The 13,139-nt window shown below is 72.4% G+C and carries 9 protein-coding genes; 8 read left to right on the top strand and 1 reads right to left on the bottom strand.

The window, feature by feature from the left end:
• Nucleotides 1-17: 17 nt before the first annotated feature.
• From ACCP09_RS19650 to ACCP09_RS19625, 6 genes are read left to right on the top strand one after another with little or no spacing between them, the layout of a single operon-like run.
• Nucleotides 18-1,439 (top strand): L-fucose/L-arabinose isomerase family protein, encoded by a 1,422-nt coding sequence (locus ACCP09_RS19650; protein WP_027931377.1) that lies wholly within the window; start codon nt 18-20, stop codon nt 1,437-1,439.
• Nucleotides 1,439-2,908: a rhamnulokinase gene (locus tag ACCP09_RS19645; RefSeq protein WP_433748694.1), complete on the top strand. Its 1,470-nt coding sequence runs from the start codon at nt 1,439-1,441 to the stop codon at nt 2,906-2,908. The genes ACCP09_RS19650 and ACCP09_RS19645 overlap by 1 nt, the downstream gene beginning before the upstream one ends.
• Complete coding sequence (locus ACCP09_RS19640) at nt 2,905-3,639, top strand: (Fe-S)-binding protein (protein ID WP_433748645.1); 735 nt, start codon at nt 2,905-2,907, stop codon at nt 3,637-3,639. Before ACCP09_RS19645 ends, ACCP09_RS19640 begins: the two co-directional genes overlap by 4 nt.
• Nucleotides 3,636-5,096 carry a lactate utilization protein B gene (locus ACCP09_RS19635; protein ID WP_433748642.1) on the top strand — a complete coding sequence of 487 codons (1,461 nt, stop codon included), beginning with the start codon at nt 3,636-3,638 and terminating at the stop codon, nt 5,094-5,096. The genes ACCP09_RS19640 and ACCP09_RS19635 overlap by 4 nt, the downstream gene beginning before the upstream one ends.
• On the top strand, nt 5,093-5,689 hold the full coding sequence (locus ACCP09_RS19630) for a LutC/YkgG family protein (RefSeq protein ID WP_433748639.1): 597 nt from the start codon (nt 5,093-5,095) through the stop codon (nt 5,687-5,689). The genes ACCP09_RS19635 and ACCP09_RS19630 overlap by 4 nt, the downstream gene beginning before the upstream one ends.
• Nucleotides 5,686-5,898 carry a helix-turn-helix domain-containing protein gene (locus ACCP09_RS19625; protein WP_123683159.1) on the top strand — a complete coding sequence of 71 codons (213 nt, stop codon included), beginning with the start codon at nt 5,686-5,688 and terminating at the stop codon, nt 5,896-5,898. The genes ACCP09_RS19630 and ACCP09_RS19625 overlap by 4 nt, the downstream gene beginning before the upstream one ends.
• Before the next feature lie 70 nt (nt 5,899-5,968).
• Here ACCP09_RS19625 and ACCP09_RS19620 read toward each other — a convergent pair whose 3' ends face one another.
• Nucleotides 5,969-6,172 carry a hypothetical protein gene (locus ACCP09_RS19620; protein WP_378363059.1) on the bottom strand — a complete coding sequence of 68 codons (204 nt, stop codon included), beginning with the start codon at nt 6,170-6,172 and terminating at the stop codon, nt 5,969-5,971.
• A 343-nt stretch (nt 6,173-6,515) separates the two neighbouring features.
• Between ACCP09_RS19620 and ACCP09_RS19615 the strand changes: the two genes are divergently transcribed.
• Both ACCP09_RS19615 and ACCP09_RS19610 read left to right on the top strand, forming a co-directional pair.
• Nucleotides 6,516-9,797: a family 78 glycoside hydrolase catalytic domain gene (locus ACCP09_RS19615; protein WP_433748634.1), complete on the top strand. Its 3,282-nt coding sequence runs from the start codon at nt 6,516-6,518 to the stop codon at nt 9,795-9,797.
• Nucleotides 9,798-9,809: 12 nt separating this feature from the next.
• On the top strand, nt 9,810-13,133 hold the full coding sequence (locus ACCP09_RS19610) for a glycosyl hydrolase (RefSeq protein WP_433748631.1): 3,324 nt from the start codon (nt 9,810-9,812) through the stop codon (nt 13,131-13,133).
• Nucleotides 13,134-13,139: the final 6 nt, after the last annotated feature.

Below are 13,139 nucleotides of genomic sequence, written 5' to 3'. Positions count from 1 at the left end.
TAGGAAGGACTCGAGTGATGAACCTGGAGCGGATCACCCCGAGGCGCACCCGCGTCGGCCTCGTCGCAGGCGGGCTCGGGGCGTACTGGCCACAGTTCCCGGAGCTGCTGCCGCAACTCCAGGCCTCCGCCCGGCGGGTGGCCGAACGACTGTCCGGAATGGACTGCGAGGTGGTGGACGCCGGGTTCGTCTCGGACGAGCGGGAGGGCGCGGCCGCCGCGGAGAAGCTGCGGGTCGCCGACTGCGACCTGATCATCGGCTTCCTCACCACCTACCTGACGTCCAGCATGCTCGCGCCGGTCGCGCAGCGCAGCGGATCGCCGGTGCTGCTGCTCAACCTGCAGCCCACCGAGGCGATGGACCACGCGAACTTCGACACCGGCGCCTGGCTCGCCTACTGCGGCGCCTGCCCGCTGCCGGAGATGGCCAACGCCTTCCGCCGCGTCGGCGTCGAGTTCCGGTCGGTGTCCGGGTACCTGGAGGACGAGCGGGCCTGGACCCGCATCGAGCGCTGGATCAAGGCCGCCGGGGTGCGCGCCGCGTTCCGGCACGGCCGGCACGGCCTGCTCGGCCACCTCTACCCGGGCATGATGGACGTCTCCACCGATCCGACGCTGGTGACCGCGCAGCTCGGCGGGCACGTGGAGATCCTGGAGATCGACGACCTGCGGGTGCGGGTCGAGAAGGTCACCGACGACGAGACCGCCGCCCGGATGGATCTCGCGCGGAAGGTCTTCGACCTGGACGATTCGGTCGTCGAGGAGGACTTCGCGTGGGGCGCCCGCGTCTCGGTGGCGCTGGACCGGCTGGTCGAGGACTTCTCCCTGGACACGCTGGCCTACTACCACCGCGGCCTGGACGGCGAGACCCACGAGCGGGTCGGCGCCGGGTTCATCCTCGGCGCGTCGCTGCTCACCGCGCGCGGCATCCCGGCGGCGGGGGAGTTCGAGCTGCGCAACTCGCTGGCCATGCTGGTGATGGACCGGCTCGGCGCGGGCGGCTCGTTCACCGAGCTGCAGGCGCTGAACTTCCGGGACAACGTGGTCGAGATGGGTCACGACGGCCCGGCGCACCTGGCGATCAGCGCGCGGCGGCCGTTGCTGCGCGGGCTCGGCGTCTACCACGGCAAGCGTGGCTGGGGCGTGTCCGTCGAGTTCGACGTCAAGCACGGCCCGGTCACCCTGCTCGGCCTTGGCCAGGAACGCGACGGGCGGTTCACGCTCGTCGCGTCCGAGGGCGAGGTCGTGCCCGGCCCGCTGCTGGAGATCGGCAACACCACCTCCCGCGTGGACTTCGGCGGCAACCCCGGCGAGTGGACCGACGCGTGGTCGGCCGCCGGCGTCAACCACCACTGGGCGCTGGGCACCGGGCACCGCGTCGCGGAGCTGGAGGCGGTGGCCGACCTGCTCGGTCTCGAACTGCGCGTGGTGCGGGTGTGATGCGACTGGCGGCGGTCGACCTGGGCGCCTCCAGCGGGCGCGTCATGGCGGGGACGGTGGGGCCCGGTGTGCTGTCGGTGGCGGAGGTGCACCGGTTCCCCAACGGCGGCGTCCGGGTCGCCCACGCGGGTGGATCGACCCTGCACTGGGACATCCTCGGCCTCTACCGCGAGCTGCTGACCGGGGTGCAGGCCGCGCACAAGGCCGGTGCGCTGGACGGTCTCGGCATAGACTCCTGGGCCGTGGACTACGGGTTGCTCGACGCCTCCGGGGCGCTGCTGGGCAACCCGGTCAACTACCGCGACGCGCGCACCGAAGGCGTGGCCGAGCGGGTTCTGGAGTCCGTGCCGGCGCGGGAGCTGTTCGACGTCACCGGGCTGCAGCAGCTGCCGTTCAACACGCTCTACCAGCTGCTGGCCGAGCGTGACCTGAGCGCGGCCGAGACCATGCTGCTCATCCCGGACCTGCTGAACTACTGGCTGACCGGGGTGCGCGGCGCCGAGCGCACCAACGCCTCCACCACGCAGCTCTACGACGTGCGGTCGCGGGAGTGGGCGGTGGACCTGGCTACGCGCGTCGGCATCCCGCCGCGGTTGCTGCCGCCGTTGCGCGACCCGGGCACGGTGGTCGGCACGCTGCTGCCGGACCTGGCCGCCGAGCTGGCGCTGCCGGAGCTGCCGGTGGTCGCGGTCGGCTCGCACGACACCGCGTCCGCGGTGGTCGGGGTGCCCGCCGAGCCGGGCACGAACTTCGCCTACATCTCCTCGGGCACCTGGTCGCTGGTCGGACTGGAGCTCGACGAGCCGGAGCTGGGCGACGCCGCGCTGGCGGCCAACTTCACGAACGAAGGCGGTGTCGACGGCACGATCCGGTTCCTGCGGAACGTGATGGGCCTGTGGGTGCTGTCCGAGTCGCTGCGCACGTGGGAGGCGCAGGGCACGCCGGTCGCGTTGCCGTCGGTGCTGGCGCAGGCCGCGGAGGTGCCGGCGTTGTCGGCCGTCGTGGACATCGACGCGCCGGTGTTCCTGCCGCCGGGCGACATGCCGTCCCGGATCCGGCAGGCCTGCGCCGAAACCGGCCAGCGGGTCCCGGCGACGCCGGGGGAGATCGTCCGGTGCGTGCTGGACAGCCTCGCGCTGGCCTATCGGCGGACCGTGCGCCAGGCATCGGAGCTGACCGGACGGCCGGTCGACGTCGTCCACGTGGTCGGCGGCGGGGTCCGCAACGAACTGCTGTGCCAGCTCACCGCGGACGCCTGCGGCGTGCCGGTGCTGGCCGGGCCGGTCGAGGCCGCGGCGCTGGGCAACGTGCTCGTGCAGGCCCGCGCGCTGGGCGCGGACCTGCCGGACCTGGCCGCGATGCGGGCGCTGATCCGGGACACGCACGAGCTGCGCCGCTACGAACCGTCCGGCCGCGAGGCCGACTGGGCGCGGGCGGCCGCGCGGATCGATCCGAAGGTGGTGGCATGAAGGTCGCCGTGCAGGTCACCTGCATCAACGACGCGATGTTCCCGGACACCGGCAAGGCGGTGTTCACGCTGCTGCGGCGGCTCGGCGTGCAGGCGGACTTCCCGGCCGCGCAGACGTGCTGCGCCCAGCCGATGGTCAACACCGGCTACCTCGACGAGGCCGTGCCGGTGGTGCGCAACTTCGTCGACGCGTTCGCCGGGTACGACGCGATCGTGACCCCGTCCGGTTCGTGCGCGGGATCGGTGCGGCACCAGCACTCGATCGTCGCCCGGCGCAGCGGGGACGACCGGTTGGCCGCGGCGGTCGCGGAGACCTCGCCGAAGGTGTACGAGCTGACCGAGTTCCTGGTCGACGTGCTCGGCGTGACCGATGTCGGGGCGTACTTCCCGCACCGCGTCACCTACCACCCGACCTGCCACTCGCTGCGGATGCTCGGCATCGGCGACCGGCCGCTGCGGCTGCTGCGCGAGGTGCGCGGGCTGGATCTGGTGGAGCTGCCGGCCGCGGACGAGTGCTGCGGCTTCGGCGGCACGTTCGCGGTGAAGAACGCGGAGACCTCGACCGCGATGGGCGCGGACAAGGCGCGGCACGTGCTGGACACCGGCGCCGAGGTGCTGGTGGCCGGGGACAACTCGTGCCTGCTGCACATCGGCGGGCTGCTGTCGCGGCAGCGCACCGGGGTGCGCGTGATGCATCTGGCCGAGGTTCTCGCCGGAACGGAGGAAGCATGAGCGCCACTTTCGTTGGTATGCCTGCCTTTCCGGCGGCGGCGCGGGAGGCGTTGTCGGACACGCAGTTGCGCCGCAACCTGGCGCACGCGACCGGCACGATCCGCGCCAAGCGCGCGGCGGTCGTCGGCGAGGTCGACGAGTGGGAGGAGCTGCGCCTGGCCGGCGCGGCGATCAAGGACAACACGCTGCGCCACCTCGACGAGCACCTGCTGCGGCTGGAGAAGTCCCTGACCGACCGGGGCGCGACCGTGCACTGGGCGCGGGACGCCGCCGAGGCGTGCGAGATCGTCGCGTCGATCGCGAAGCAGCACGCCGTCGACGAGGTCGTCAAGGTCAAGTCCATGGCAACGCAGGAGATCGGGCTCAACGAGGCGCTCGCCACGCAGGGCATCACCGCCTGGGAGACCGACCTGGCCGAGCTGATCGTGCAGCTCGGCGACGACCTGCCCTCGCACATCCTGGTGCCCGCGATCCACCGCAACCGCGCGGAGATCCGGGAGATCTTCCGCGACAAGATGGCCGCCGCCGGACGCCCGGCGCCCGACGACCTGTCCGACCGGCCGGCGGAGCTCGCCGGAGCGGCGCGGCTGCACCTGCGGGAGAAGTTCCTGCGGGCGCGCATGGCGGTGTCCGGGGCGAACTTCGCGGTCGCCGAGACCGGGACGCTGGTCGTCGTCGAGTCCGAGGGCAACGGGCGGATGTGCCTGACGCTGCCCGAGGTGCTGGTGTCGGTGGTCGGGATCGAGAAGATCGTGCCGACCTGGTCCGATCTGGACGTGTTCCTGCAGCTGCTGCCGCGGTCGAGCACGGGGGAGCGGATGAACCCCTACACCTCGACGTGGTCCGGCGCGACCGAGGGCCAGGAGGCGCACGTCGTGCTGCTGGACAACGGCCGCACCCGCGCGCTGGCCGACGAGGTGGGGCGGCAGGCGCTGCGCTGCATCCGGTGCTCGGCGTGCCTGAACGTGTGCCCGGTGTACGAGCGCACCGGCGGGCACGCCTACGGCTCGGTGTACCCGGGGCCGATCGGGGCGATCCTGAACCCGCTGCTGCGCGGCACCGGCGTCGACGACCAGGTGGACTCGCTCCCGTACGCGTCCAGCCTGTGCGGCGCGTGTTTCGAGGCGTGCCCGGTGCGGATCGACATCCCGGAGGTGCTGGTGCACCTGCGGTCCAAAGTGGTCGATGCGCACCGGTCGGCGCCGAAGGCCGAGGCGGTGGCGATGAAGTCGGCGTCGTGGGTGCTGGCGGACTCCAAGCGCCTGGGTCTGGCCGAGCGCGGTATGGGTCTCGCGGGCCGGTTGCTCGGGCGGTTCGGGCGCAAGGTGATGCCCGGCGGGCGGCGCGCGCTGGGCCGGTTGCCGTGGCCGGGTTCGTTGTGGAGCAACGCGCGGGACGTGCCGGCGCCGCCGGCGGAGTCGTTCCGCGCGTGGTGGCGCCGGGAGGGACGTCGATGAGCGCGCGGGAGGAGATCCTCGGCCGGGTGCGGTCCGCGCTGGCCGCGGCGGACCCGTCGCTGGCGCCGGTGCCGCGCGGCTACCGTTCGGTAGTGCCGGCGGGCGATGTGGTGGAGTTGTTCGCCGAGCGGCTGGTCGACTACCGGGCCGAGCTGACGCGGTGCACGGCGGACACGCTGCCCGCGGCACTGGCGTCAGCGCTCGGCGACGCGGGTTCCGTGCTGGTGCCGGACGGTTTCCCCTGGGAGGTGCCGGGTGGCGTCCCGGACACCGGGCAGTCCGCGGCGGAGCTGGACCGGCTGGACGCGGTGGTGACGCTGGCGGCGCTGGCGATCGCGACGACGGGCACGATCGTGCTGGACCACGGGCCGGGGCAAGGGCGCCGGGCGGTGAGCCTGGTGCCGGACCGGCACGTGTGCGTGCTGCGGACGGACCAGATCGTGCCCGGCGTGCCGCAGGCCGTGGCTGCGCTGTCCCCGGCCCGGCCGCAGACGTGGATCAGCGGCCCCAGCGCGACGAGCGACATCGAGCTGAACCGGGTCGAGGGCGTGCACGGGCCGCGCACGCTGCACGTGCTGCTGGTGTCGTCGTGACGACCGCGCAGCGCCCGGACACGTTGCCGCGGGCGGACCTGGAGCTGCTGGAACTGCTCGCGGACGGCCTCCCGCTGGACGCCATCGCCCGGCGCGTGGACCTGTCGGAGCGCACGGTGCGGCGGCGGTTGCGGGCAATCTGCGACCGGCTCGGCTTCGCCGCCCCCATCCAGGCCGCGGTATGGGCCGCCCGGCGCGGATTGATTTGATCCGGCGCCGGGTGGCGAGAAATCGTCAATGGTGTATTAATTCTCCCGTAGAATAGCGGTGCGCGGGGAATCAGCGGTCGCTGACGCCGCCCGGGCTCTGGCATGACGTCGGCCGGTCCGCGGCGGGTCCGGTGCATTGGCCACTCTGACCGGCCCCGTTGCCGCCGTTGGTCGGCGGGCTGGGCGCGGCGAAGGCAGGTGCGATGCCGCCGACCGAGGCGACGGCAGCGAGGGTGGCCGCCACAGCGGCGCGGCGCACGGTGCGTTTCGACATCGGAACACCTCGTTCCTGGGGTTTGGGGAGCCTGCTGGAACAGTTTGAACCCCTGGGTTTCCGGGTCAAGAAACAATTCACCCAGGCGGGGGAACGGGTATTGAGAAATTGCGAGAGATTCATTAGCGGAGTCTTTTCGGATGTGGTGATTGATTCGGTGGGGTGCCCGCCCGGAATTTGCCGAGAACCCCCCGGATGAGGGGTCCTGATCCCGGCGAGGTGGCCGGAATCGGACACCGATCTTGTTCCAGACGTGAAGTCCCCGTAACGTTCCCTCAGGTTTGAAACGATTCACCGTCGAATCAGCGGCCGTCTCCCCACCGGCCGAGGAGGAGCAGCACCGATGCGCTCTCGTTCTCGTCTCCGCAGAATCCTGATCCCGGTCACCGTCGCCGCGGCGCTGGTGTCCGGGGTCGCCCCGCCGGGCGTCGCGCAGGGCGGGCTCGTCTCCGTCACCGACCTGCGCACCGCGCACCAGGACCGTCCACTCGGGACCGACGACACCACACCCGTACTGTCCTGGCAGAACACCGCTCAAGCCCGCCGCCGCGAGCAGTCCGCCTACCAGATCCAGGCCGCCACCTCGCGCGAAGTCCTCGAACACGGCCGCGCCGACCTGTGGGACACCGGGCGCGTGCCCAGCGCCGACGTCGAAGCGACCTACGCCGGCCAGGCCCTCACCGGCCGCCAGCGCGTCTACTGGCGCGTGCGCACCTGGTCCGGCCCCGCGCCGTCGGCGTGGAGCGAGCCGACCTGGTTCGAAACCGGCCTCACCGAGCAGAAGGACTGGACGGCGGGCTGGATCACCAACCACGACTGGCAGCTCAGCCGCAAGCCCGCGGAGCCCGTGGTCGTCACCCTCCCCGCGCAGACCGCGCGCTACGTCCGCCTCGACGTCACCAAGCTCGGCCTCCCGCTCGCCGAGCAGCCCATCGACAGCAACAACCGCCTCGTCACCACCGGCACCCCGCGCCGCTTCCCGGACCTGACCTACCGGCTGCAGCTCGCCGAGATGCAGGTGCGCAGCTCCGCCGACCCGGCGGTCAACTTCGCCGCCGGGCGCGAAAAGTTCGTCACCGCCTCGGAGACCGAGACCATCCGCAAGGAGTGGGAGCCCGGCCTGATCGCCGACGGCCTCACCACCTCCAACCCGGAGGAGGCGAGCAACGCCGGCTACCAGAGCGCCGCGCACGACAACCCGAACGCGCCAGTGTGGGTGACGATCGACCTCGGCTCCGACCGCACCTTCGACCAGGTCGTGCTCTACCCGCGCACCGACACCCTCACCGCCGATGGCAGGACTGCGAACTTCCCGGTCGACTACACGATCCAGACCGCGGCCGCCGCGACCGGCCCGTTCACCGTCGCCGCCACCGTCAAGGACCAGCCCACGCCGGAGAACTGGCTGCCCGAAGCCCTGCCGCTGTTCGCGAAGGACTTCACCGTCCAGGGCCGCGTGCGGCAGGCCCGCCTGTACGTCAGCGGCCTCGGCGTGTACGTGCCGAGCCTCAACGGCGCCCGCGTCGGCGACGCCGTCCTCGAACCCGGCAACACCGACTACGCCGACCGGGTCACCTACGCGGCCTACGACGTGACCGGCCAGCTCCGCGGCGGTGCGAACACGATCGGCATCGCGGTCGGCAACGGCACCGCGGACGCGCTGCACACCTCCGGCCGCTACCGCAAGTTCGCCCGCACGGCCAGCGACCCGCAGGTGATCGCGCAGCTCGAACTGACCATGGCCGACGGCAGCGTGCAGCGCATCGCCACCGACCCGAGCTGGCGCACCACGCTCGGCCCCACCACCGCGTCCAACTGGTACGGCGGCGAGGACTACGACGCCCGCCGCGAGATCCCGGGCTGGGACGCGCCGGGCGCGAACCGCGCCGCGTGGACGCCTGCCACGGCCGTCGCCCCGCCCGCGCCGACCACCAAGCTCACCGCGCGCAGCGGCGAGCCGGTCCGCGTCGTCGAGCAGCTGCCCGGCGCCGAGGTGTCCCGGCCCGCGCCCGGTGTCCGGGTGTTCGACCTCGGCCGCAACATCGCCGGCATCCCGCAGATCACGCTGACCGCCCCGGCGGGTACCACGGTGCGTGTCTTCCCGGCCGAGGCGTTGCGCAACGGGCGGGTCGACCAGTCGAAGTCCAACGTCGGCGCGCCGATCTGGGACAGCTTCACCGGCAAGGGCGGTACCCAGACCTGGCACCCCGAGTTCTCCTACCACGGCTTCCGTTACCTCGAGGTCGTCGGCGTCCCTGACGACGCGCAGCTGTCGGTCACCGGCCTGCGCACGATGGCCGACAACGACTCGGCGGGCGAGTTCACCACGTCCAACGAGATCGTCAACGGCATCCACCGGCTCACCCGGCACGCGCTGGAGAACAACATGCAGAGCGTGCTCACCGACTGCCCGAGCCGGGAGAAGCTGGGCTGGCTGGAGCAGGACCACCTGGCGTTCGACACGATCGCCCGCAACTACGACGTCGAGGCCTACCTCGGCAAGATCGTGCAGGACATCGCCGACGGCCAGGAGGCCTCCGGCATGGTGCCCAGCACCGTCCCGGACTACGTGACGCTGGCAGGCAGCTACCGCGACGACCCGAACTGGGGCGGTGCCCTGGTTCTGCTGCCGCTCAAGGCCTACCGCACCTACGGCGACGACGAGCTGCTGCGCACCTACTACCCGGCGATGCAGCGGTACCTGTCCTATCTGGAGGGACAGACCGCGCGCTGGATCGACGGCGGCGTCTACGACTACAGCCTCGGCGACTGGATCACCACCGAGAAGCCCGTGATGCCGCGTGCGATCACCGGCACCTTCGGGGTGTGGGCCATCGCCGACGGGCTGGCCCAGGTCGCGCAGGCACTCGGGCGGGACGCCGACGCGGCCGCCTACCGCACCCGCGCCGACGACCTCGCCCGGAAGGTGTGGGCGAAGTACTACAACCCGGCCACCGGCCTGTTCGGCGGCGGCGGGCAGGGCGCGACCGCGCTGGCGCTGGACATGGGCGCCGTGCCCGCGGACCTGCGGGCCGCGCAGGTGCAGCACCTCGTCGACAGCATCGAGGCCACCGGCCGGCACCTGATCATGGGCGAGATCTCGTTCCCGTCCGTGCTGCGCGTGCTGTCCGCAGCCGGGCGCGACGACGTCGTCTACCTGATCGCGACCCAGACCACGAGTCCCAGCCTCGGTTTCCAGGTCAAGGCCGGGCTGACCGCGCTGGGCGAGACCTGGGACGGCGGCAGCGGCCAGTCGCAGGACCACTTCATGCTCGGCGCGATGGACGGCTGGCTGCAGACGCGGCTGACCGGCATCGAGCAGGCGGCCGGTTCCACCGGGTTCCGGCGCCTGCTGATCGACCCCGCGGTGGTCGGCGACCTGACCTCGGCGGCGGGCAAGTACGAGACCACCTACGGCGAGATCCGCACCTCCTGGACCCGCACCGGCGGCGAGTACCGGCTGGACGTCACCGTCCCGGTGGGCGCCACTGCCGAGGTGCACGTGCCGTTCGCCGGTGACGTCCCGCCGGTCGCCGACGGCGCCCGCTTCGTCCGCGTGGACGGCGGGGAAGCGGTGTTCGAGGTCGGCTCCGGTTCCTGGACCTTCCGCTCGCGAGTGTCCTGAGAGGACAGCACCATGAAACGACTCGTCTCCGTCCTGCTCGCGGCTGTGACGGCGGCCGGGCTGGCCGCCGCGCCCGCCGTGGCCCAAACACCCGATCGCCCGCCCGCCGCGACCACCGACCTGTCCCGCTTCGACCCCGCCGCCTTCGCGAACCCGCCGAAGGACAGCCGCCCGAGCGTCTACTGGTACTGGAACAACACGATCACGCCGGAGATCACCGACCGGCAGATGGCCGAGATGCGGGACAAGGGCATCTACGAGGCCGTGGTCTTCCCGTACGGCGGCGCGTCGATGCAGCCTGCCTTCCTCACCGAGGAGTGGTTCACGCTCATCGAGCACGTCCTGCGTGAAGCGCAGCGCACGGGCATGAAGATGTGGCTGTTCAACGACAACAACTTCCCGAGCGGCCGGGCCGGCCTGAAGGTCGCCGAGGAGCACCCGGAGCTGCGGCTCAAGGGACTGCTGCGGTCCAGCCGCGTGGTGACCGGTCCGGCGGCGGTGACCCTCGCCGAGACCACCGGACTGGCCGTGGACACCGGGAAGCTCGTCGTCGACCCGGCGACCAAGCCCGGCGGCGCGGCGATCACGACCGGCGCCGGCTGGACCGACTACACGGTCACCGGCAAGGTCACGCTCACCACCGGTGGCACGCAGCTGATGGTGCGCAGCGACGGCACGAACGGCTACCTGGTCGACGTGGACGTCAAGGGCAACACCACCGTGTGGCGGGTCGACGGGGACCGGCGCACCCGGCTGACCACCGGCATTCCGACGCCCGGGTTCTCCGCGACCCGCGCGCAGACGATCACGGTGACGGTCTCCGGGAACACGATCACCCCGAAGATCAACAACACCGTGCAGCCCGCGGCCACCGATGCCACGTACGCCACGGGGTCGGTCGCGGTGTCGGCCGAGGGCACCCAGCGGTCGCAATGGGACAACCTGTCGGTGACCGCGCCGGACGGCACGGCGTTGTGGTCGTCGAACTTCGACGACGCCCGGGTGCTCGCGGACTTCCCGGCGACGCGGGTGAACCTGGCCGGGATCACCGCCGCGGCGGCGCGCCCGGCGGGCACGGCCGACCACCGGACCGCGGTCGAGCTGGACCCGGCGAAGGGCACCTGGCAGGTCCCGGCGGGCCAGTGGCAGGTCGACGTGTACGCGCAGGCGCTGCTGCGCGACGACTCCAGCGGCTACGTGCGCGGCTACCTGGACCTGCTCGACCCGGCGGCGACGGACGCGTTCATGGACACCGTGCCGGGCGAGTACGTGCGGCGGTTCCCGTGGGCGATGGGCACCGTGGTGCCCGGGTTCTGGGACGACGAGCCGTTCATCGCCTCCGCGCAGCCGCACCCGTTCAAGCGGCTGCCCGCCTCACCGGGCCTGGCTCAGGCGATCATCGCCGCGGGCGGCACCCCGGGTGTGGCGTACATGGGCGCGGCGGACGGGCTCGACCCCACCGCCGACCCGGCCGCCGGCTACTACTGGCGCGCGGTGAACAACCTGTTCGCCACGAACTACTACCAGCGCGAGGCCGACTGGATGGCGCGGCACGGGCTGCAGCTGCTGACCAACCCGCTGCTGGACGAGGAGGGTCCGCAGCAGCGCATGCACTCCACCGGTGACCTGAGCAAGGACAACCAGTGGGCGCAGGTGCCGGGCAGCGACATGATCACCGGCGACTACACGCTCGGCGAGCAGACCATGCTGGGCCGCAACGCCGCGTCCGCCGCGCACCAGAGCGGCGCGCCGCGCGTGGTGATGGAGACGTTCGGCAACTCGGGCTGGCAGGTGGCGCCGGAGTTCATGCACGCGACCACGGGTGCGCTCGCGGCGCGCGGCGTGAACCTGACGTTCCTGCATGCCATGTGGACGGACGAGAACTCGGTGAACTTCCCGCCGCCGTTCGGTCCGCGCAGCACGTTCTGGGCGGACATGCCCGCGGTCGACGAGTGGATCGGCCGCGTGATGGAGCTGGGCCGCGGCGAGAACCTGGCGCGGACCGTGCTGGTGCAGCCGCAGCGGGCGGCCGAGCAGACCCGGGTGGCCGACGCGGAGCACTCGCTGGACGGGCAGTTCGCGGACGCCGCGTACGCGCTGGAGCGGGGGCAGGTCGACTTCGACCTGGTGAGTGACTCGTCGTTGTCCGGCGATCCGGTGGCGCGGTTCCAGGCCGTGGCGCGGGCCGGTCGGCTGCACGTCGGCGAGGCGTCCTACGAGCTGGTGGTGCTGCCCGAGACGCCGGTGCTGGACCTGGAGACGGTGCGCACGCTGGCGCGGTTCGTGCAGGTCGGCGGGCACGTGGCGGCGGTCGGCCCGCTGCCGGCACGCGAGGCGCGTGGCCGGGACGCCGAGCTGGCGGGCGAGCTGCGCCGCCTGTTCGGTGACGCGGGTGCGGCGTGGCAGCGCCGGGGCGCCGGTTCGGTCTCGGTCGTCGGTGATGCCGATGCCCTGCCGGGTCTGGCCCGGGCGTACGCGGCGGCGCAGCTGGAGCCGGCGGCGTCGAGCGTGCGGGTCTCGCGGACCGCGCGCGGCAAGGACGTCGCCTACCTGCTGAACAACGAGAGCGACCAGGTCGTGACGACGACGGCGACGTTCCCCAGCGGGGGCGTCCCGGAGATCTGGGACCCGCGCACCGGCTCGACCCGCACCGCGACGGCGTACCGGGCGGAACGGGACGGCGTGGCGGTGCCGGTGCGGCTGCAGCCCTACGAGACGCTCGCGGTGGTCTTCCGCCACGGCGTCGGGGAGACGGCTCACCTGACCGACGGCACGTTGCGGGCGGACGTGGTCACAGTGGACGGACGGTCCATGCAGGCCACGGTGATCGCCGACGCGCCCGGCGAATACCGCCTGTCCGGCGCGGCGAACGGCCGGAGCTACGGCGGCGTGGCGACCGTGACGGACACGCTGACCCCGATCCCGCTGGCGGGCCCGTGGCGGGTGCGGCTGGAGAAGCCGGGCGCCGTGGAGGCGGAGCGGCCACTCGGTTCGTGGACGACCTTCGACCCGACGTTCTCCGGCAGCGCCGTCTACTCGACGACGGTTTCGCTGACCGCGCAGGACCTGGCGAACCGCCGCCTGGTCCTGGACTTGGGCGAGGTGCACGACCTGGCCACGGTGACCGTGAACGGCGCCGCCCTGCCGGCAGCGCTGTGGCGGCCGTACACAGTGGACGTGACCGCGTTGCTGAAGCCCGGCGAGAACACGATCGCGGTCCGGGTGACCAACACGCTGGCCAACTCACGCAACAAGATCCTGCCGTCGGGCCTGGCCGGTCCCGTGGTGCTGCGGCCGCAGGTCGTGCTGACCACGCGGCTGGACCAGGGCCGCTGAGCCCCC

The sequence above is a fragment of the Amycolatopsis sp. 3B14 genome (genome assembly GCF_050958625.1).
Classification (GTDB): Bacteria; Actinomycetota; Actinomycetes; order Mycobacteriales; family Pseudonocardiaceae; genus Amycolatopsis_E; species Amycolatopsis_E thermoflava.
The sequence above is the reverse complement of the archived record's forward strand: the minus strand, read 5'-3'. Positions and strand labels throughout refer to the sequence as shown.